The 20,266-nt window shown below is 71.3% G+C and carries 19 protein-coding genes and 1 pseudogene; 9 read left to right on the forward strand and 11 right to left on the reverse strand.

The window, feature by feature from the left end; all coding sequences use genetic code 11:
• Positions 1-57 precede the first annotated feature (57 nt).
• The 6 genes and pseudogenes from ACZ6S6_RS06640 to ACZ6S6_RS06665 form a co-directional block, all read right to left on the reverse strand.
• Positions 58-1,098: a substrate-binding domain-containing protein gene (locus tag ACZ6S6_RS06640; protein ID WP_362954325.1), complete on the reverse strand. Its 1,041-nt coding sequence runs from the start codon at positions 1,096-1,098 to the stop codon at positions 58-60.
• Between the two features lie 71 nt (positions 1,099-1,169).
• Positions 1,170-2,219, reverse strand: a complete 1,050-nt coding sequence (locus tag ACZ6S6_RS06645) for an ABC transporter permease (protein WP_469704204.1) — start codon at positions 2,217-2,219, stop codon at positions 1,170-1,172.
• Positions 2,216-3,742 carry a sugar ABC transporter ATP-binding protein gene (locus tag ACZ6S6_RS06650; RefSeq protein ID WP_362954328.1) on the reverse strand — a complete coding sequence of 509 codons (1,527 nt, stop codon included), beginning with the start codon at positions 3,740-3,742 and terminating at the stop codon, positions 2,216-2,218. Before ACZ6S6_RS06650 ends, ACZ6S6_RS06645 begins: the two co-directional genes overlap by 4 nt.
• Before the next feature lie 216 nt (positions 3,743-3,958).
• On the reverse strand, positions 3,959-5,140 hold the full coding sequence (locus ACZ6S6_RS06655) for an ROK family transcriptional regulator (protein ID WP_362954329.1): 1,182 nt from the start codon (positions 5,138-5,140) through the stop codon (positions 3,959-3,961).
• 255 nt (positions 5,141-5,395) lie between these two features.
• Positions 5,396-5,653: pseudogene (locus ACZ6S6_RS06660) on the reverse strand (FCD domain-containing protein); the annotation flags it as partial.
• A gap of 12 nt (positions 5,654-5,665) precedes the next feature.
• Positions 5,666-6,616 (reverse strand): beta-ketoacyl-ACP synthase III, encoded by a 951-nt coding sequence (locus ACZ6S6_RS06665; protein WP_362954331.1) that lies wholly within the window; start codon positions 6,614-6,616, stop codon positions 5,666-5,668.
• A gap of 334 nt (positions 6,617-6,950) precedes the next feature.
• Between ACZ6S6_RS06665 and fdhD the strand changes: the two genes are divergently transcribed.
• On the forward strand, positions 6,951-7,799 hold the full coding sequence (gene fdhD, locus ACZ6S6_RS06670; RefSeq protein WP_469704205.1) for a formate dehydrogenase accessory sulfurtransferase FdhD: 849 nt from the start codon (positions 6,951-6,953) through the stop codon (positions 7,797-7,799).
• A gap of 82 nt (positions 7,800-7,881) precedes the next feature.
• Here the strand turns inward: fdhD and ACZ6S6_RS06675 are convergent, their stop codons facing one another.
• Entirely contained in the window at positions 7,882-8,922 is a 1,041-nt protein-coding gene (locus ACZ6S6_RS06675) for a bile acid:sodium symporter family protein (protein ID WP_362954335.1), read from the reverse strand.
• A gap of 110 nt (positions 8,923-9,032) precedes the next feature.
• On the opposite strand from ACZ6S6_RS06675, the gene ACZ6S6_RS06680 reads away from it, so the two are divergent.
• The 3 genes from ACZ6S6_RS06680 to ACZ6S6_RS06690 all read left to right on the forward strand — a co-directional run bounded on the left by ACZ6S6_RS06680 (position 9,033) and on the right by ACZ6S6_RS06690 (position 13,053).
• Positions 9,033-9,926: a LysR substrate-binding domain-containing protein gene (locus tag ACZ6S6_RS06680; RefSeq protein ID WP_362954540.1), complete on the forward strand. Its 894-nt coding sequence runs from the start codon at positions 9,033-9,035 to the stop codon at positions 9,924-9,926.
• A 334-nt stretch (positions 9,927-10,260) separates the two neighbouring features.
• Positions 10,261-12,060 (forward strand): AMP-dependent synthetase/ligase, encoded by a 1,800-nt coding sequence (locus tag ACZ6S6_RS06685; protein ID WP_469704206.1) that lies wholly within the window; start codon positions 10,261-10,263, stop codon positions 12,058-12,060.
• Positions 12,061-12,216: 156 nt separating this feature from the next.
• Positions 12,217-13,053 (forward strand): aldo/keto reductase, encoded by an 837-nt coding sequence (locus ACZ6S6_RS06690; RefSeq protein ID WP_362954338.1) that lies wholly within the window; start codon positions 12,217-12,219, stop codon positions 13,051-13,053.
• A gap of 180 nt (positions 13,054-13,233) precedes the next feature.
• Here ACZ6S6_RS06690 and ACZ6S6_RS06695 read toward each other — a convergent pair whose 3' ends face one another.
• Both ACZ6S6_RS06695 and ACZ6S6_RS06700 read right to left on the reverse strand, forming a co-directional pair.
• The gene (locus ACZ6S6_RS06695) at positions 13,234-14,163 is read right to left on the reverse strand and encodes a class I SAM-dependent methyltransferase (RefSeq protein WP_469704207.1); all 930 of its coding nucleotides are present in this window, start codon (positions 14,161-14,163) and stop codon (positions 13,234-13,236) included.
• Between the two features lie 38 nt (positions 14,164-14,201).
• Entirely contained in the window at positions 14,202-15,155 is a 954-nt protein-coding gene (locus ACZ6S6_RS06700) for an AraC family transcriptional regulator (protein ID WP_469704208.1), read from the reverse strand.
• A gap of 81 nt (positions 15,156-15,236) precedes the next feature.
• Here ACZ6S6_RS06700 and ACZ6S6_RS06705 point away from each other — a divergent pair, with 81 nt between their 5' ends.
• Entirely contained in the window at positions 15,237-16,103 is an 867-nt protein-coding gene (locus tag ACZ6S6_RS06705) for a Rossmann-fold NAD(P)-binding domain-containing protein (RefSeq protein WP_469704209.1), read from the forward strand.
• Between the two features lie 61 nt (positions 16,104-16,164).
• Here ACZ6S6_RS06705 and ACZ6S6_RS06710 read toward each other — a convergent pair whose 3' ends face one another.
• On the reverse strand, positions 16,165-16,923 hold the full coding sequence (locus tag ACZ6S6_RS06710) for a class I SAM-dependent methyltransferase (protein WP_469704210.1): 759 nt from the start codon (positions 16,921-16,923) through the stop codon (positions 16,165-16,167).
• 177 nt (positions 16,924-17,100) lie between these two features.
• Here ACZ6S6_RS06710 and ACZ6S6_RS06715 point away from each other — a divergent pair, with 177 nt between their 5' ends.
• The 3 genes from ACZ6S6_RS06715 to ACZ6S6_RS06725 all read left to right on the forward strand — a co-directional run bounded on the left by ACZ6S6_RS06715 (position 17,101) and on the right by ACZ6S6_RS06725 (position 19,069).
• Positions 17,101-17,661: a TetR/AcrR family transcriptional regulator gene (locus tag ACZ6S6_RS06715; protein WP_469704211.1), complete on the forward strand. Its 561-nt coding sequence runs from the start codon at positions 17,101-17,103 to the stop codon at positions 17,659-17,661.
• Positions 17,658-18,023: a DoxX family protein gene (locus ACZ6S6_RS06720; protein WP_469704212.1), complete on the forward strand. Its 366-nt coding sequence runs from the start codon at positions 17,658-17,660 to the stop codon at positions 18,021-18,023. Before ACZ6S6_RS06715 ends, ACZ6S6_RS06720 begins: the two co-directional genes overlap by 4 nt.
• Before the next feature lie 83 nt (positions 18,024-18,106).
• Positions 18,107-19,069 carry a LysR family transcriptional regulator gene (locus ACZ6S6_RS06725; protein WP_362954352.1) on the forward strand — a complete coding sequence of 321 codons (963 nt, stop codon included), beginning with the start codon at positions 18,107-18,109 and terminating at the stop codon, positions 19,067-19,069.
• A 17-nt stretch (positions 19,070-19,086) separates the two neighbouring features.
• Here ACZ6S6_RS06725 and ACZ6S6_RS06730 read toward each other — a convergent pair whose 3' ends face one another.
• Positions 19,087-19,392 carry a 4a-hydroxytetrahydrobiopterin dehydratase gene (locus tag ACZ6S6_RS06730; RefSeq protein WP_469704213.1) on the reverse strand — a complete coding sequence of 102 codons (306 nt, stop codon included), beginning with the start codon at positions 19,390-19,392 and terminating at the stop codon, positions 19,087-19,089.
• Positions 19,393-19,455: 63 nt separating this feature from the next.
• On the opposite strand from ACZ6S6_RS06730, the gene ACZ6S6_RS06735 reads away from it, so the two are divergent.
• Complete coding sequence (locus tag ACZ6S6_RS06735) at positions 19,456-20,262, forward strand: helix-turn-helix domain-containing protein (protein WP_469704214.1); 807 nt, start codon at positions 19,456-19,458, stop codon at positions 20,260-20,262.
• The last annotated feature ends 4 nt before the right edge of the window (positions 20,263-20,266 follow it).

Consider the following 20,266-nt stretch of genomic DNA (forward strand, 5'->3'; position numbering starts at 1 on the left):
CCTCATCGGTGGTTCGGTGGGTGCGGCAGGAGGGTCAGCACCCTCCTGCGGGGCCGATCAGTTGAAGCCCGTCGGCAGGTACTGATCGACGTTGTCCTTGGTGACCACCGCCGAGTAGAGCGTGAGGTTGGTCGGGATCTCCAGCTCGGAGAGGCCTGCGACACCCTTGCCCTGGCCGAGTGCGCGGGCCAGGTCGACGGCCGACGCCGCCATGGTCGGCGGGTAGAGGACGGTGGCCTTCAGCACGCTGTTGTCGGCCTTGATGGCGTCCATCGCCGACTTGGCCCCGGCGCCGCCGACCATCAGGAACTCGTCCCGGCCGGCCTGCTGGATGGCGCGCAGCGCGCCCACGCCCTGGTCGTCGTCGTGGTTCCACAGGGCGTCGAACTTCTTCTGCGCCTGGAGGAGCTGGGACATCTTCGCCTGGCCGGACTCGACGGTGAAGTCCGCGGCCTGACGGGCCACCAGTTTGATGTTGGAGTAGTTCTTCAGGGCGTCCGCGAAGCCCTGGCTGCGCTGCTTGGTGAGCTCCAGGCTGTCGATGCCGGCCAGCTCGACGACCTTGGCGTTCGGCTTGTCCTTGAGCTGCTCGCCGATGTACGTACCGGCGTTGAGACCCATGCCGTAGCTGTCTCCGCCGACGTAGCAGCGGTAGGCCTGCGGGGAGGCGAAGACACGGTCCAGGTTGACGACGGGAATGCCCGCCCGCATGGCCTCCAGGCCGACCTGTGTGAGCGCCTTGCCGTCGGCCGGGAGGATGATGAGGACGTCGACCTTCTTGTTGATGAGGGTCTTGACCTGGCCGATCTGCGCGGCGGTGTCGTTGGAGCCCTCGGTGGTCTCCAGGGTCACCTCGGAGTACTTCTTCGCCCGCGACCTGGCGTTCTCGTTGATCGCGTTGAGCCAGCCGTGGTCGGCCTGCGGACCGGCGAAGCCGATGGTGAGGGCCTTGCCCGGCTTGTCGTCGGCGGCGGGCACGTCGCTCTGTGCCGCGGTGTCCTTCTCCTTCGGGCTGTTGCTGGTGCAGGCGGTCAGGAAGGCGCCCGCGGAGACTGCTGCGGTACCGAAGAGCAGTCCTCTGCGGCTGGTTTCTGGCATGGCTGTCAAACCCTTCATCCGGTGCGTGGGCATACGGAACAGGCAGGAGCTGAACGGAAGGTGACCTGCGGTCAGGTTTCCCGGTGGGCCGACGTGCGGCCCTGGACCAGAACGGCGGCGACGATGATCGCGCCCTTGGCGATCTGCTGGACGTCGCTCTGCAGATTGTTGAGCGCGAAGATGTTGGTGATCGTGGTGAAGACGAGGACGCCCAGCACGGAGCCGACGATGGTGCCGCGGCCGCCGGTGAGCAGGGTGCCGCCGATGATCGCGGCGGCGATGGCGTCGAGTTCGTACAGATTGCCGTTGGTGTTCTGGCCCGAGCCGGACAGGACGATCAGCATGAAGGCGGCGATGCCGCAGCACAGTCCGGACAGCAGGTAGAGGTAGAGGCGCTGGCGCCGTACGTCGATGCCTGCCAGCCGGGCCGCCTCCGCGTTGCCGCCGACGGCGACCGTGCGGCGGCCGAAGGTCGTACGGTTCAGCACCAGCCAGCCGACGACGGTGACCGCGGCGAACATCATGACGAGCGGCGGGATGCCGAGGACGTAGGAGCCGGGCAGGCCCAGGTCCAGGACGGACTTGACCGTGACGATCTGGGTCTTGCCGTCGGTGATCAGGAGGGCCATGCCGCGGGCGGAGGCGAGCATCGCCAGCGTCGCGATGAACGGCACCAGCCGGCCGTACGCGATGAGCACCCCGTTGACCAGTCCGGCACCGAGGCCGACGATCATCGCGGTGAACAGGATGCCGGCGAAGCCGTACTCCTGGGTGGCGAGTGTGGTGGCCCAGACCGAGGCGAGGGCGACCATGGCGCCGACGGACAGATCGATGCCGCCGCTGGTGATGACGAAGGTCACCCCGACGGTCACCACACCGATGACGGACGCCTGGGTCAGGATCAGCTGAAGGTTCCCGGTGTCCAGGAAGGCGTCGGGCTCGGTGATGCCGCCGACGACGATCAGTACGGCGAGGACGCCGAGCAGCGAGAGGCTGCGCAGGTCCACGCGGAGCCCGAGGGCTCGCGGGGATCTGTCCTTCTTCGGGGACGCGGGGACGGATGCGGGCGCGGCGCCCTTGTCCGGCCCGCTCTGCTGTGCCGAGGAGACGGGCTGCGTCATGACGTCGGGCTCCCTTCCATCACGAGGTCGAGTACGCGGTGCTCGTCGAGCTCCCTGGCGTCCGCCGTATGCACGACGTGACCCTCACGGAGCACCAGCACCCGGTCGGCGAGGCCCAGGACTTCGGGCACTTCGCTGGAGACGAGCAGTACGGCGAGGCCTTCGTCGGCCAGCCGGCGGATCACGGCGTAGAGCTCGGCGCGGGCGCCGACGTCCACCCCGCGGGTCGGTTCGTCGAGCAGCAGCACCCGGCAGCCGCGCAGCAGCCAGCGGGCCAGGACCGCCTTCTGCTGGTTGCCGCCGGAGAGGGTGCGGACGGGGGTGTCCGGGTTGTCGGGGCGCAGCGAGAGTTCGCGGGTGGCGGCGCGGGCCGCCTTGCGCTCGGCGCCCCGGTCGAGCCAACCGCCCCTGGAAAACCGGGACATGGAGGAGACGGAGACGTTGCGGGTGACGGATTCGAGCATCAGCAGGGCCTGCGCCTTGCGTTCCTCGGGGGCGAGGCCGATGCCGGCGGCGACGGCGGCGCGGACACTGCCGGGCCGCAGCGGCCGGCCGGCGACGGTGACCTGTCCCTCGGTGGCGCGGCGGGCGCCGTAGATGGTCTCCAGGATCTCGGAGCGCCCGGAGCCGACGAGTCCGGCGAGGCCGACGATCTCGCCGGGCCTGAGTTCCAGGTCGACGGGGGCGAACTCGCCCTTCCTGGTGAGGCCTTGAACCTTGAGCACGGGCTCGGCGCCGGTGCCCGCGCGGCCGGCCTCGGGTCTCGGCGGGAAGACGTACTCGACATTGCGGCCGGTCATCATGGCAACGATGTCGCGCGTCGGTGTGGACTCGGCGGGGAGGCCGCCCGCTACGGCCCGGCCGTCCTTGAGCACGGTCACCCGGTCGCCGATCCGGCGGATCTCCTCCAGCCGGTGGGAGATGTAGACGACGGCGACCCCGTCGGCGGTCAGGGCGGCGACGATCCGGAAGAGGTTGGCGACCTCGTCGGGGTCCAGGGCCGCGGACGGCTCGTCCATCACGATGAGCCGTACGTCGTGGGAGAGCGCGCGGGCCATCGAGACGATCTGCTGGTGGGCCGCGGAGAGTTCACCGACCGGGCGGGCCGGGTCGATCTCCGGATGCCCGAGGCGTTTGAGCAGTGCGGCGGCCGCGGTGCGGCCCTCGCGGGTGCGGACGACGAAGCCGGCACTGGTCGGCTCATGGCCGAGGAAGACGTTCTCGGCGACCGACAGCCCTTCCACCAGGTCGAGTTCCTGGTAGATGGTGGCGATCCCGAGACGCATCGCGGTGATGGGCGTCTTGAGCACGGTCGGTGAGCCGCGCCAGGTGATCTCGCCGCCGTCGGGCTGGTGGGCCCCGGCGAGCACCTTGATGAGAGTGGATTTGCCGGCCCCGTTCTGGCCGAGCAGGCAGTGGACCTCGCCGGCCTGTACCTCCAGGTCGACGCCGTCGAGGGCGCGCACACCGGGGAAGGACTTGGTGATGCCGGACATGGTGAGCAGGGGTGGTTCTGGAGCCATGGCGAATCCCCTCGGCGGGTGCCGGTGAGCGGGCAGGGCGCAGTGCAGTCCCGGGGTGTCCCCGGACCCCGGCCGCCGGCGCGGGGGCAGTGCCTTGTTGCTGGCCGGCCGAGGATCGGTCCGGCGGGAGGCGGATCGGACGGGAGAACGATCAGGCGGGTGGTACGCGGCTCTTGCACGGTGCTGCGACCCGGTGAGCGGGCCGGTGGTGCTGGGTCAGGCCGGTGAGAAGAGGTGGTCGCTGATGAGCCTGGCCGCGCCGATCACTCCGGCGGCGGGTCCCAGCTCGCCCAGCACGATGGGAAGGTTGCCGGTGGCCAGCGGCAGCGACTGCCGGTAGACCTGGGTCCGGACGCTGGCCAGCAGGGTGTGACCCAGTCCGGTCACCCCGCCGCCGATCACCACCAGACCGGGGTTGAAGAAGCTGACAAGCCCCGCGATGACCTGACCGACCCGGTTGCCGCCTTCGCGGATCAGGTCGAGCGAGGTGGCATCGCCCGCGGCCGCGGCCGCGGCCACATCGACGGCGGTGAGTTTCCCGGACACCGCCAGCCGGGCCGCGAGCTCCGCGGACTGTCCGGAACGGGCCGCGTCCTCGGCGTCTCGGGCCAGTGCGGCGCCGCTGAAGTGTGCTTCCAGGCAGCCCCGGTTGCCACAGGCGCAGGGGCGCCCGTCCGGTTCGACCTGGATGTGGCCGATGTCGCCCGCACTGCCCGTCGTACCGCGGTGGACCTCTCCGCCGACGACGATGCCGCAGCCGATACCGGTACCGATCTTGACGCAGAGGAAGTCGCCCACGGAGCGGGCGACGCCCGCGTGCTGCTCCCCCATCGCCATCAGGTTCACGTCGTTGTCGACCATCACGGGGCAGCCCAGCTCCTGGCTGAGTGCCTCGCGGACCGGGAAGCCGTCCCAGCCGGGCATGATCGGCGGTGCGACCGGAATCCCCTCGGGGAAGCGGACCGGTCCCGGTACGCCGATGCCCGCGCCGTCGAACCCCTCGGCGAGCCCGGAGGCCCGGAGCTTGGCCGCCATGGACAGCACCTGCTCGAAGATGGCGACGGGTCCTTCGCGTACGTCCATGGGGTGGTTGAGGTGGCCCAGGACCTCCAGCTCCGCGTTGATGACCGCCACATCGACCGAGGTGGCGCCGATGTCGACGCCGAGGAAGCGCAGTGCCGGGGCGAGCCGGATGTTGTGCGAGCGACGCCCGCCGCGGGATGCGGCGAGTCCGTCGGCCACCACAAGGCCGGTCTCCAGCAGTCTGTCCACCTCGACGGCGAGCTTGGAGCGGGAGAGATCGACCTGATCCCCCAGCTGTGCCCGTGAGTTGGGCCCGCCGTCGCGCAACAGCCGGAGCAGTCGCGCCTGATGCGCATTCGCGGGTCGTGCCGTCATACGTCTCACGCGCCCCTCCCCGCCACATCGGCCTGTCCGTCGGGCTTTGGAGGGGAACGTAGCAGCGCTCGCCCGGAGTGGGAAGAAGTTGCGCAGGAATCCACCACAACTTTCTCCACCCTGAGGACAAAGGGGTGCGCGGGGTGGTGCCCGAGGACGGCGCCGGGCACCGCCGGCGCCGGGCACGACAATGCCCCCGATCGCCGGACGGGCTGATTTCTCAGCCGGCGTTCGAGGGCGGGGGAAGCGGCGGGATCAGCTCTCTTCCCGCTCGCGGCAGGTCCGGCGGGTGTGCTCCGTGTGCGCCCGCATGATCGCCGTGGCCTGCTGCTCGTCGCGCGAGGAGCTCGCGGCGATCAGGGAGCGGTGCTCGGTCCAGGACCGGGTGCCGCGCTGGCGGGCGACCGGGGTGCAGTACCAGCGGACCCGGCGGTCCACCTGGCCGGCGAGCTCGGCGAGTACGACGTTGCCGGCCAGCTCCATGACCTTGGCGTGGAAGGCGGCGTTGACGGAGCGCAAGGCCCCTCAGGGACAGCGGATCACCTGACCCGCGTAACTGAGGTTCCCGCCGAAGCCGAAAAGCAGCGCCGGGGCTCCGGTGGCGACCTCGCCCCGCTCCACCAGCTTGGACAGGGCCATCGGGATCGAGGCGGCCGATGTGTTGCCGGAATCCACAACGTCCCGGGCGATGACGGCGTTGACCGCGCCGATCTTCCTGGCGACCGGTTCGATGATCCTCAGATTGGCCTGATGCAGCACCACCGCGGCGAGATCCTCGGGGGTGATACCGGCCTTCTCACACACCTTGCGCGCGATGGGCGGCAGCTGGGTGGTCGCCCAGCGGTAGACCGACTGCCCCTCCTGGGCGAAGCGCGGCGGCGTCCCCTCGATCCGCACCGCGTCCCCCATACCGGGCACGGAACCCCACAGCACCGGCCCGATCCCGGGCCGGCCGGCCGCGCCGGAGTCGGCGACGACGACCGCCGCACCGGCGCCGTCACCCATCAGCACACAGCTGGAGCGGTCGGTCCAGTCGACGATGTCGCCCATCTTGTCGGCGCCGATCACCAGCGCACGGCTGGCGGCGCCCGCCCGCACGGCGTGGTCGGCGGTGGCGAGAGCGTGGGTGAAACCGGAACAGACCACGTTGATGTCCATCACCGCGGGCGAGGCCATGCCGAGGCGGGCGGCGACCCTGGCCGACATGCTCGGCGACCGGTCGATCGCCGTGGAGGTGGCGACCAGGACCAGGTCGATGTCCGCGGGCTGGAGCCCGGCGGCAGCGAGGGCCTTGGCCGCCGCGTGCGCGGCAAGCTCGTCCACCGGCTCGTCGGGGCCGCCGAGGTGGCGGGTCTTGATGCCGACGCGGCTGGTGATCCACTCGTCACTGGTGTCGACCATGGCCGCCAGGTCATGGTTGGTGAGCACCCTGGCGGGCTGATAGTGGCCGAGCGCCACGACACGTGAGCCGGTCATATTCAGGTTCCCCTCGCTACATATGGCAGGAACCATTCAGTCTTGGTCGCTACTGACCGGTACAGAGACACGTGATCCCACAGGATTCGCGGCCGACGATTGGAGGCTTGACGACAGCCTTGACCGTCCAGACCGCATATTGTCGACAATATTCTGTCGACTGGGCAGTGTCTCCTGCTCCCTCCCCGCACTCCTCCCCCATGTCGCGCTCCCTATGCAGGACAATGAGATCGACAAGGTCACCTCGCCGCACGACAGCCCGGTGACCCACGGCATCCTCCGTATCCAGGGCCGCTTTCGGCTTCCACCACGTACAGAATCGGGTCCAACGGTCATGGGACGGGTCACCGAGCGCCGCCGCACCATCCGCATCCGGGACGGGGTCGTCACCACCCGCCCCGACACGCTCGTCGCCGAGGAACCCCTGGAGATCCGGCTGAACGGCAAGCCGCTCGCCATCACGATGCGCACCCCGGGCGACGACTTCGCGCTGGCGGCGGGCTTCCTGGTGAGCGAGGGCGTGCTCGGCGAGGGCCACGAGGTGCAGTCGATCGCGTACTGCGCCGGGGCGACGGCCGACGGGGTCAACTCGTACAACGTGGTGGACGTACGGCTCGCACCCGGCGTCGTGGTCCCCGACATCACGCTGGAGCGCAACGTCTACACGACGTCCTCCTGCGGGCTGTGCGGCAAGGCCAGTCTGGACGCGGTCCGCACCACGACCCGGCACCCCGTCGCCGACACTCCCCCGGTCCGGGTCGAGCCGTCGCTGCTGGCCACGCTCCCCGGCCTGCTGCGCGCCTCGCAGCAGGTGTTCGACCGGACGGGGGGTCTGCACGCGGCGGCGCTGTTCTCCGAGACGGGCGAGCTGATGGACATCCGGGAGGACGTGGGCCGGCACAACGCGGTCGACAAGCTGGTCGGCCGGGCCCTCACCGACAACCGGCTGCCGCTGTCCCGGTCGATCCTGCTGGTCTCGGGGCGGGCCTCCTTCGAGCTGGCGCAGAAGGCGGTGATGGCGGGCATCCCGATGCTGGCGGCCGTCTCGGCGCCGTCGTCCCTCGCCGTCGATCTGGCGGCCGAGACCGGTCTGACGCTGGTCGGCTTCCTGCGGGGCCCTTCCATGAACGTGTACGCGGGTGAGCACCGCATCGCCCTGGAGGCGACGGCCGTCCAGAGCTAGGGACACCAGCCCTGGGCGTCCTGCCCGCCGCACGGGTCCGGGGTCCGGCCGGCGGGGAGCGCCCCTGCACCGGCCGCCGGCCTCAGCCCGCCACCACGGTTCCCGTCAGGTCACCGTGACGGGCTCCCGCGCCGTCCGTACCCGCCTCCCGCGGGTCCCGGGCGCGCCGTTTCGCGATCACCGCGCACACCATGAGCTGCATCTGGTGGAAGAGCATCAGCGGCAGCACGGCGAGGCTCGCCTGCGCGCCGAACAGGACGCTGGCCATCGGCAGGCCGGAGGCCAGGCTCTTCTTCGAACCGGCGAACTGGATGGCGATGCGGTCCTCCCGGCCGAAGCCGAGCCGCTTCGCCCCGTACCAGCTCAGCGCGAGCATCAGCGCGAGGAGCACCGCCTCGGCAGCGAGCAGCGCCCCGAGCCGGGCCGGGGTGACCTGGTGCCAGATGCCGGCGACCATGCCCTCGCTGAACGCGGTGTAGACGACCAGCAGGATCGAGCCCCGGTCGACATAGCCGAGGATCTTCTTGTGCCGGGCGATGAAGCCGCCGATCCAGCGGCGCAGCAGCTGTCCCGCGACGAACGGCAGCAGCAGCTGGACGCCGATCCTCAGCAGCGCGTCCCCGGAGAACCCGCCGCCGCTGTTGCCGAGCAGTGCGGCCGCGAGCAGCGGGGTGATGAAGATTCCGGCGATCGAGGAGAAGGAGCCCGCGCAGATCGCCGCGGGGACGTTGCCGCGGGCGATCGAGGTGAAGGCGATCGACGACTGGATGGTCGAGGGGACCAGGCAGAGGAAGAGGAAGCCGCTCTGGAGCTGCGGTGTCAGTACGTACGGCACGAGTCCCCAGCTCGCCAGCCCCAGCAGCGGGAACGCGACGAAGGTGCAGGCCAGGACGGTGAGGTGGAGCCGCCAGTGCCGCAGTCCTTCGAGTGCCTCGGCGGTGGAGAGCCGCGCGCCGTAGAGGAAGAAGAGGAACGCGACCGCACCGGTGGAGGCGTCGCCCGCCACCTCTGCGGCCGCGCCGGAGGCCGGCAGCAGCGCCGCGAGTACGACGGTGCCGATCAACGCCATGATGTACGGGTCGATCGGCAGCCAGGACGGCAACTGCGGGGTGCGGCGGCTCATGTGCTCCACGTGTTCTCTCGTTCATGGTCGTGCCCTGCCCATCCTGCTCGCGATCACCGACATCGGGAATCCGGTATACCGCTCTTACTGTGATCACGGTTCGCGATAACGTGTCGGGCATGTACGACCCCGCGCAGCTGCGCACCTTCCTCGCCGTCGCCCAGACACTGAGCTTCACCCGGGCCGCCCACCGGCTCGGGGTGCGGCAGTCCACCGTGAGCCAGCATGTGCGGCGGCTGGAGGAGGCGGCCGGGCGGCAGCTGTTCACCCGTGACACGCACCGGGTCGATCTCACCGTGGACGGCGAGGCGATGCTCGGTTTCGCCCGGACGATCCTGGCGGCCCACGAGCGGGCGTCGGCGTTCTTCACCGGCACCCGGCTGCGCGGGCGGCTGCGGTTCGGGGCCTCGGAGGACTTCGTGCTGACGCGGCTGCCGGAGATCCTCCAGTCGTTCCGCCGCGACCATCCGGAGGTCGAGCTGGAGCTGACCGTGGAGCTGTCGGGCACGCTGCACCAGCGGCTCGCGGCGGGCCGGCTCGATCTGGTGCTGGCGAAACGGCGGACCGGTGACACCCATGGGGAGCTGGTCTGGCAGGACGCGCTGACCTGGATCGGGGCGCCGCGACTGCGGATCGACCCGGACCGGCCGGTGCCGCTGATCCTCTTCCCGCCGCCGGGCATCACCCGGGCCCGCGCGCTGGAGGTGCTGGAGGGCCAGGGCCGCTCCTGGCGGGTGGCGTGCACCAGCGGCAGCCTCAGCGGACTGATCGCGGCCGCCCACGCGGGGCTCGGCGTGATGGCGCACAGCCGGGGCCTGGTACCGCCCGGACTGGTCCCGGTGCCGGCCAGGGCGGGGCTGCCGGAGCTCGGCGAGGTGGATTTCGTCCTGCTGCACGGCCGCCGCCGGGACGGTGCGCAGCAGGCCGCGGACGCGCTCGCGGCGGCGATCCTGGCGGGCGGCGACCGGCTGATCCGGCCGCCGGGGATTGCGGGACAGCCCTGAGGGGGAGAATGAACGCTACGCGGCGCTCGCCGCAGGGGGCGGCCCAACCCGGTCAGGCCCGGCGGCTGCGGATCAACCCCCCGTAACCGCACGGAACGGCAGTGATCGCGGCGTACAGATTCGGTGGAGATTCCCGCGCGAGCCACTTACTCCTTGGTCGGAAGCGCGCCCGAGCCTTGCCCATCTGGCCGGATTTCAGCCCCTGACCAGTGCAGACGCCATGTTTTACGGGCCGCTTCGGGCCCTCCCCCCGCCGCGCCCGGTGGGGTAGCGTCACGGCGCTGTGCGGAGCGCCACAAGGAGCAGGTCATTGCGCGAGTTCACTGTCCCACCCATGGCGGCCGCGCCCCACGTGGGCGGGCTCGCTGATGTGGTTTTCGACTACGCCGAGGAGGATCCGCACCGGGTCGCGCTCGGTCGCAAGGACACGTCCGGACGCTGGCTTGATGTCACCTCTGCGACGTTCCGCGACGAGGTGCTCGCACTGGCCAAGGGGCTGATCGCGCACGGCGTGCGGTTCGGCGACCGGGTCGCGCTGATGTCGCGCACCCGCTACGAGTGGACGCTCTTCGACTTCGCCCTGTGGGCGGTCGGCGCGCAGTCCGTGCCGGTCTATCCGACGTCCTCGGCCGAGCAGGTCCTGTGGATGCTCCACGACGCCGACGTCTCGGCGGTGATGGTCGAGCACGAGGACCACGCGATGACGGTCGCCTCGGTCATCGACCAGCTTCCCCAGTTGAAGCGGCTGTGGCAGCTGGACACCGACGCGGTGTCCGAGCTGTTCTCCGCGGGCGTCCACGTCGAGGACGAGGTGGTGCACCGGCACCGGCGGGCCGTGACGCCCGACTCGGTGGCGACGGTCATCTACACGTCGGGCACGACGGGGCGGCCCAAGGGCTGTGTGATCACGCACGCCAACTTCATGTTCGAGACGGACACGATGGCCTCGCGCTGGGAGTCGGTCTTCCACTCCAGGCGGGGCGACGAGGCCTCGACCCTGCTCTTCCTGCCGCTGGCGCACGTCTTCGGGCGGATGGTGGAGGTCGCGGCGATCCGCGGCCGGGTGAAGCTGGGCCACCAGCCGGAGCTGTCCGCGAAGGCGCTGATGCCGGACCTGGTGACGTTCCGCCCCACGTTCATCCTGGCGGTGCCGTACATCTTCGAGAAGGTCTTCAACGGGGCCCGCCGCAAGGCCGAGACGGAGGGCCGGGCCGGCCCCTTCGACAAGGCCGTGGACATCGCGGTGAAGTACGCCGAGGCGATGGAGGCGCGGGCGTTCGGGACCGGTCCCGGCCCGTCCGCCGGGCTGCGGATGCAGCACCAGTTCTTCGAGAAGGCCGTGTACAGGAAGGTGCGCGAGGCGATGGGCGGCCGGATCCGGCACGCCATGTCCGGCGGCTCGGGGATGGAGCGCCGGCTCGGGCTGTTCTTCGCGGGGGCCGGTGTCACGGTGTACGAGGGGTACGGGCTGACCGAGTCGACCGCGGCGGCCACCGCCAATCCGCCGGAGCGCACCCGGTACGGCACGGTCGGGCAGCCGATCCCCGGCACCACGGTGCACATCGCCATCGACGGCGAGATCTGGGTGCACGGCAGCAACGTGTTCTCCGGGTATCTGGGCGACCCGGAGTCCACCGACGCGGTGCTGAACGACGGCTGGCTGGCCACCGGGGATCTGGGTGCGCTGGACGACGACGGCTATCTGACGATCACCGGGCGCAAGAAGGAGATCCTGGTGACGTCCGGCGGCAAGAGCGTCTCACCGGGCGGTCTGGAGGAGCGGGTGCGGGCGCATCCGCTGGTGGCGCAGTGCATCGTGGTCGGCAACGACCGGCCGTACATCGCGGCCCTGGTCACCGTGGACCAGGAGTCCGTGGAGCACTGGCTCGCCATGCGGGGACGGCAGCGGATGTCACCCGGCGAACTGGTGCGGGACCCGGATCTGGAGATGGAGGTCCGGCGGGCGGTGGTGGCCGCGAACACGGCTGTGTCGCAGGCCGAGTCGATCCGGACGTTCCGGATCCTGGCGCATCAGTTCACCGAGGAGCACGGACTGCTGACACCGTCGCTGAAGCTGAAGCGCAAGGCGATAGAGACCGCGTACGCGGCCGAGGTGGACGCGCTGTACCGCTGAGCCGGCGGCCGGGCGCACGGTTCGCGGGGAGTGCCCCGCCCGCGGATCCCTCGGGGAGTACCGTTCCGGGAGAATCGGCCCGGAGACGGGAATGCGCGGGCCGTCTTGATCGTTGACATGTGGAGTCCCACCCCCCAACGTAAGGATCGACCGCTCGTGAGCCAGGTCCCCTCCCTCACCCTCAACAACGGCGTCGAGATGCCCCAGCTCGGTTTCGGAGTCTGGCAGGTGCCGGACGACGAGGCCGCGAAGGCGGTCGCCATAGCCATCGAGTCCGGGTACCGGAGCATCGACACCGCCGCGATCTACGGCAACGAGAGTGGCACCGGCAAGGCCATCACCGCCTCCGGTGTCGCCCGCGAAGAGCTCTTCGTGACCACGAAGCTGTGGAACAGCGAGCAGGGTTACGACTCGACGCTGCGCGCCTTCGACGCCTCGCTGGACAAGCTCGGTCTCGACTACGTCGACCTGTACCTGATCCACTGGCCGACCCCGGCCAAGGACGCGTACGTGGACTCCTACCGGGCGTTCGAGAAGATCTACGCCGACGGCCGCGCGAAGGCCATCGGTGTGTCGAACTTCCTCCCCGAGCACCTGGAGCGGCTGCTCGGCGAGACCTCCGTCGTACCGGCGGTCAACCAGATCGAGCTGCACCCGCAGCTCCAGCAGGCCGAGTCCCGCGCACTGCACGCCAAGCACGGCATCGTGACCGAGGCCTGGTCGCCGCTGGGTTCGGGCAAGGGCCTCCTGGAGGTCCCGACGGTGGTCGCGGTCGCGCGGAAGCACGGCCGCACGCCGGCTCAGGCGGTGCTCCGCTGGCACCTCCAGACCGGCCATGTGGTGATCCCCAAGTCCGTGACCCCGTCGCGGATCGCGGAGAACATCGATGTGTTCGGCTTCGAGCTGGACGACGACGACCTGGCCGCGTTCGCGGCGCTGGACGAGGGCAAGCGTCTGGGCTCGCACCCGGGTCAGATGAACATCGGCGCCTGAACATCGGCGCCTGAGCCTCGGCGTTCCGCCGCTGATCCACCCGTAACCGCCGTCCGGCCCCTGGCCGGGCGGCGGTTCGCCGTTTCGGTGGCGGAACCGGGCCGCGCGGCGGACCCGGGATGCGCTCAGGCCGTACTCGGACCGCGCTCAGACCGCGCTCAGGCCGTGCTCAGGCCGTGCTCAGGCCTTCCGGCCGAGGTGGAACGTCCGGGCCATCAGCAGGAACGTGTCGGTGCGCCGGTGCAGCCCGGCCGGGTCCCCGGGGTCGGTCAGCCGGCCGAGCACCGCGTTGTCCTCGGCGTCGAGCCGCTCGCCGAGGCCCGCGCGGCGGCGGGCGAAATCGGCGATGACATGGTCCCGTGCCACGTCGCTGAGGGGTGCGGGCAGGTCGAGCAGGAAGCTGCGGGTGCCCTGCGGATCGAGGCCCACCGAGGTGAACAGGGCGGCCCAGTTCTCGGTCTCCCGCTTGGTGTCGGGCAGGTCGGCCCGCATCTGCTCGAAGACCTCGGCCTGGACCACGTCGAGCCGCTCCTCCAGACCGGGCCGGCCGAAGCCGATGTCGCGCGGGAGGTGGCGCGGCTGGAGCCCGCCCTCGACGAGTGCGACGGTGCCGCCGGGACGCAGCAGCCCGGCGAATCCGGCCAGCGCGGCGCGCTGGTCGCCCATGTGGTGCAGGGCGTTGCCCGCCCAGATCAGGTCCGCCTCGCCCGCGCGCCCCAGCTCGCCGGGCAGGTCGGCGTGCAGGGTGGTGACGCGGTCGGCGAGCCCGAGCCGCTTCGCGCGGTCTCGGGTGCGTTCCAGCAGGGCCGGGGTGCCGTCGACGGCGACGACCTCGGCCTGCGGGAACACCTCGGCGAGCAGGCAGGCGATGACGCCCGGTCCGCTGCCGATGTCCAGGACCCGGCGGACGTTCGGCGCGTCGGGCAGAGTGGCGATCCAGCGGGCCGCCTCCGTGTACTGCCCGGTGCTGAGCTCGGCGTTCCGCTCCAGCAGGGGGCCCATGACGTCCCAGTCGAGATCGGCGGGGTCGTGATGGTGGGCATGGCCGCTGTCGTGCCGGTGACCGTGGCTGTTGTCGTGGTGATGACCGTGACCGGTGTCGTTGCTCATGTGGACAGCCTCACCACACATCAAGCCACAGGCAAACTTTATTGCCACTCCGGCAAGCCTCGGCCGTTGCGGTAGTCCTGCGGGGCGACCCCGCGGACCCGTTTGAAAGCGGTGCTGAAGGCGAACGCCTGGCTGTAGCCGACCTTCCGGGCCACCGCCTCCACCGTCGCGTCCGTCTCCCGCAGCAGATCCGCCGCGACGGCGAGGCGCCAGCCCGTCAGATACGCCATCGGGGGCTCCCCCACCAGCTCGGTGAACCGCCGGGCGAGCCCGGCCCGGGAGACCCCGGTCCGGTCGGCCAGGGCAGCGACCGTCCAGGGGCGGGCCGGCTCGTTCTGAAGCAGCCGCAGCGCCCGGCCGACGACGGGGTCGCCCATGGCCCGGTACCAGCCGGGGGCCTCGGCGCCGGGCCGGGAGAACCAGGTGCGCAGCGCGTCGATCAACAGCAGGTCGAGCAGCCGGTCCAGCACCACGCTCTGCCCCGGCTCGTCCCTGGCGATCTCGCCGTCCAGCAGCGTCAGCAGGGCGCTTATCCGGCCGTCGCCGGGGAGGAGGAGCAGCGCGGGCAGAGCGTCGAGGAGCCGTCTGCTGATCTCGCCGTCCAGCAGATAGGTGCCGACGAGCATGGTCGCCGCGCCGTCCGGGGCGTTGCCCCAGGTACGTACGCCCAAGTGCATGGACCGGGAGAGCGGTTCGCCGCGCAGGGTGGTGCAGGTGCCGCCCGGACCGATCCGGGTCTGCGGCGCGGTACCGGGCCGGTCCGCGACGGTGTACGGCTCCGGGCCACGCGCGATGGCCAGGTCACCGGGGCGCAGCAGCACCGGTTCGGCGCCTTCGGCGGGGACGACCCAGGCCTCGCCCGCGGTCATGGACATCAGGCAGAGCGGGGCCCGGTCCTCGATCCGTACGGACCACGGCGGTTCCATCACCATCCGCAGCAGAAAGGCCCCCCTGGCCCGCGGCCCGTCCAGAAGTCCGGCAAGTGCGTCCATGGCCGGCAGCGTAGACGTTCGCGTAGGGAGCTGAGCGGCTGAGGGATGGAACGGGCGGGGCCGTGCGGCGAGCCTTGAGCCATGACAAAGGACATGGCGAACCAGCAGCAGGAGACCCGCACGGCCGGCCCGGTGCTGGTGACGAGCGGAACGGGCAAGACGGGCCGCCGGGTGGTGGAGCGGCTCACCGCGCGCGGGGTGCACGTGCGGGCCGGATCACGCGGCGGCGGGGTTCCCTTCGACTGGGCGGACGAGTCGGGCTGGGAGGCCGCGCTGCGGGGTGCGGACGCGGCGTACATCGCGTACTACCCCGATCTGGCGGCGCCCGGCGCCCCGGAGGCGATGGCGGCCTTCGGACGGATCGCGCGGGGTTGCGGGGTGCGGCGGCTGGTGCTGCTGTCGGGTCGCGGCGAGCCGCGGGCGGTGGTCGCGGAGGAGGCGCTGCGCGCGGCGGCCGGGGACGCCGAACTCACCGTTGTGCGCTCGGCGTTCTTCGCACAGAACTTCAGCGAGGGCGCCCTGCTCGACGGCGTGCTGGGCGGCGAGCTGGTGTTCCCGGCCGGCTCCGTCGCCGAGCCGTTCGTGGACACCGGTGACGTCGCCGACGTGGTGGTCGCGGCGCTGTGCGGGGAGGGCGGCGCGGGCCGGGTGCACGAGCTGACCGGCCCCCGGCTGCTGACCTTCGCCGAGGCGGCCTCGGAGATCAGCCGGGCGGCCGGGCGCGAGGTGCGCTACGTCCCGGTGACGGGTCCCGAGTACGCGGCGATGCTGGCGGAGTACGGCGTGCCGGAGGCCGAAGCGGGCTTCCTGGCAGAGCTGTTCGCGATGCTGCTGGACGGGCACAACGCCACGGTCACGGAGGGCGTCAAGCAGGCCCTGGGGCGCGATCCGTCGTCGTTCACCGCCTTCGCCGCCGAGGCCGCGCGAGGCGGGGCCTGGGACGCGTAGGGCGTGTTCCGGAAGTCCCGCTCTGTCTCGCGAGGCGCGGCACGGGTGAGAGCTGGGGGCGTCACGCTCGGGGCGGGCCCGGCCGGCGGCGGAACGCCAGCAGCCGGTACTCCGGTTCGGCACGGCAACGGTCGGGTCCGGGCAGCGCGGCCAGGGCTTCGACGAGCCGTTCGGCCGCCGTCCCGGGCAGTGCCAGGCGCGAGGCGTAGTAGCCGCGACGCAGGCCGCGTATGGCAGCGGTCGGCGTCCCGCCCTGCCCGTGCCCGCGGAAGACGGCGCTCCCCACCACGTCGAGACCGCACTCGGCCCCGTACCCGATGACCCGGTCGGTGGCGTCGGACGGGGAGGGAGCCAGGTACGGGGCGAACACCTCGTCGATGTCACTGGCCACATCGTGCGACGCGTCCTTGTCGACGGTGGTGACGAACGTGCCGCCGGGCCGCAGCACCCGCGCCGCCTGCGCCACCACGGCTCGCACGTCGCCCGTCTCACGCAGCAGGTGCAGCAGCCAGACGGCCGCCACCGCGTCGACCGCCCCGTCCCGCAGGGGCAGCCGACGCGCGTCGGCCAGCACCACGGCACCGATGCGCTGTCGCGCGATCCGGGCCATGCCGGGGGCGGCGTCGGAGCCGGACACCCGCAGACCGGGCCGGCCTTCCGCGATCCGCTCGGTGACCAGCCCGGTGCCGCAGCCGATGTCCAGCAGGGAGCGGGCACCGGGCGGGATGAGGCCGAGCACCGAGGCTGCGGCGGCCTCCGCCCGGGGCACGCCGCCGCGCGTGGAGTCGTAGCCGGTCGCCTCGTCGTCGTAGTCCAGCATTCGAACAACTCTAGGACACCGCACCGACGCGGCACGGTGCGACGGCTGTGCCCGTATCGCCGAGGTCGCCGGCCGGCGTGCCCCTTGCGCGTGCGGGGCTCACTCCCTATTATCCCGAACATGTTCACTGAACACGTTCAGTCAAGGGCTGCGCAACGGAGGGCGACGCGGAGCAAGGTGCTGTCATCGGCCGAACGGCTCTTCCGCGAGCAGGGATTCGGCTCCAGCACGATCCGCCAGATCGCCACCGACGCCGAGGTGAGCACGGGCACTGTCATGTCGGTCGGTGACAAGGACGCGCTGCTCGTCGCCATCTTCGACACCTGGATCGCCGCCGTGCACCACGGCCGGGAGGGCCCGCACGAGCAGGGCGACGCGACCCCGCTGCCCGCCGAGGCGGCGGCCCGGCAGGTGCTGAATCTCGTCGAACCCTTCATCACCTACTTCGCCCTCGACCTCGAACTGTCCCGGGAGTACGCCGCGGTCATCGTCCGCGGCACCCATGAGTCAGAGGTCTTCCAAGGCCTCGCCCAGGCCCTGCTCACCGAACTTGAGGCCCTCCTGGCCCGTACGCCGCTCACCACCACCGAGGCGGGCGCCGGCGCACGCACCCTCTACTTCGCCTACCTGGGCATCCTCATGACCGTCGGCAACGGCGCCCTCGACCAGCGGGCGGCGGTCGCCCAGTTCCGAGAAGTCATCGGTTTCGTCGTCCACCACGAAGGAAGTCAGCGATGATCAGCACTCCCGACCCGTGGTGGCCGACCGCACTGCTCGCCGTGGTGCTGTTCTCCGACGCGATCATGTCCGTGCGCCCCCCGATGTTCATTCAACGGTGCCTGGACGGGGTGCGCTTCCCCCGCGACTGGTGGTGGGCGCTGGTGGTCGTCAAGCTCCTGGCGGCGGCAGGGCTGGCCGCCGGACTCCGGTACGAGGGTGTCGGCGTGACGACCAACGTCGCGGTGATCACCTACTTCCTGTGCGCCGCCTACGCCCACTACCGGGCCCGGTTCCTCAAGCAGGAGTTCTGGCTGAACTGCCTGGGCATGCTCGCGTTGTCGACAGCCGTCCTGTTCCTGTCGCACACCTCCGCGCTCTGACGGGAGCCGCCCCCAAAAGCGATCGGGGCCGGGTCCACCCGGTCACGATTGCCAGCGAGCCACCTGGGCCATAACTTGCGCTTATGGAGCTGGAGTTGCGCCATCTGCGAACCGTACGTGCCATCGCCGACACCGGAAGTCTCACCAAGGCGGCCGCCGCGCTCGGGCTCGCACAGCCTGCCCTGAGCGCGCAGTTGCGGCGCATCGAGAAAGCGCTCGGGGGCCCCTTGTTCGACCGGGACCACACGGGCGCGCGGCCCACACCCCTGGGCGAACTGGTGCTGGAGCGGGCCCGGGTGGTGCTGCCCGCGGTCAGCGAGCTCCAGGAGGAGGCGGTGCGGTTCGCCAACGCGCGGGGGGCCATGGAACGGTTCCGGCTGGGCGGCACGCACGGACCGCTGCTCGGCGGCCTCGTCGACCGGCTGGCCGCGGCGCACCCGGACGCGCTGGTGTCCACGTACACCTCCTGGTCGGTGGCCGAGCTGGCTGCCCAACTCTTCGACGGGCGGCTGGACTTCGCGCTCATCGGCGCCTGTGGCGAGAGCTCGCCGCCGCTCGCGGACCGGCTGACGTGGCAGGCCGTCGGGATCGATCCGGTCTTCGTGATGCTGCCGGAGAGCCATCCGCTGGCCGGGGAACCCGAGCTGGAGCTCGCCGCGCTGGCGGACGAGTACTGGGCCGACGTGCCCGGCGAGGGCTGCTTCACGGACTGTTTCGTGGCCGCCTGCGCGCGGGCGGGCTTCAGCCCGGCGTCGGTGTACGAGACGGACACCGCGTCCTTCGTCCATCTGGTCCAGGTGGGACGCGCCGTCGGGCTGTGCCGGGCGACGTTCCCGCCGACGCCCGGCGTGGTCACCCGTCCGATCACCGGGTCGCCGCTGAGCTGGCGCCATCTGCTGGGCTGGCATCCGCGCTCGGCGGCCGCGTCGGCGGCGGCCGGAGCGGTGGGCGGACACACCCGGGCGGCGTACGCCGAGGCGGTGGAGCGCAGCGACAGCTGCACGCGCTGGCTGGCCGCGCATCCCCGCTTCGGCATGACGCCCTGACGGTCCGCCGGCCGCGTCTACCGCGCCCCGTGGCCCGGCGCGACGGCCGCCACCCTGGCGGCGAGGGTCAGATCCTTCTCGGTGACCTTCCCGCCCGCGTCGTGGGAGTTCACCGAGAGCGCGACGGTGTCGTACCCGAGCGTCAGATCGGAGTGGTGGTTCAGCTCGTCCTGGATCTGGGCGACATGGACGGTGAGCCCGGCGGCGGCGAAGTGCGACGGGAGCCGGTAGGTGCGGGTGATGCGGTCACCCTCCAGCGTCCAGCCGGGCAGTTCGCGCAGCTGGCTCTCGATCTCGTTCTGCGGCAGTGGTGCGGCGGGCATACGGTGGCTCCCTCACTCGTGGTCGGTACCGGTCGGCGGTGCCGGTGACGTTACGGTCTCCGTATGACGACTGTCGCGCTTGACACGGGGGTAGGGCCGCTGCTGCGCAGCTGGCGGGAGCGGAGCCGGATCAGCCAGCTGGAACTCGCGCTGCGGGCCGACTCCTCGGCCCGGCACATCTCCTTCATCGAAACGGGCCGCGCCCGCCCCAGCGAGGAGATGGTCCTGCGGCTGGCGGAGCACCTGGACGTACCCGTACGGGAACGCAACGCCCTGCTGGTGGTCGCCGGATACGCCCCCCGCTACACGGAGACCGCTCTCGACGATCCCGCGATGGGGGCGCTTCGCGAGGGGTTGGACCGGCTGCTTCAGGGGTACGAGCCGTATCCGGCGCTCGTCGTGGACGGCATGTACAACGTGGTGGCGGCCAATCAGGGGATCGCCCGGCTGACGGACGGGGTGGCGGAGCATCTGCTCGCCCCGCCGCTGAACGCGATGCGGCTCACCCTGCACCCGCAGGGGCTGGCCCCCCGGATCCACAATCTGCGGGAGTGGCGGGCCGATCTGCTGGCGCAGATGGAGCGTCAGATCGCGCTGGTCCGTTCGGCGGAGCTGCGTGAGCTGTACGAGGAGGTCGCGGGCTATCCGGTGGGGCCGAGGGCCGGCGGTCAGGAGTGGGACGAGCCCTCGTCGTCGGTGCCGTTCGCGCTGCCGCTGCTGATCGAGCAGGACGGGCGGCTGCTCTCCTTCATCTCGTCCATCGCCACGTTCAACACACCGATGGACGTGACGGTCGCGGAACTGGCCATCGAGACGTTCCTGCCCGCCGACCCGGAGACCGCGGCGTATCTGCGCTCGCTCGTGCCCTGAGGAC

This window comes from Streptomyces sp. NPDC048671 (genome assembly GCF_055587045.1).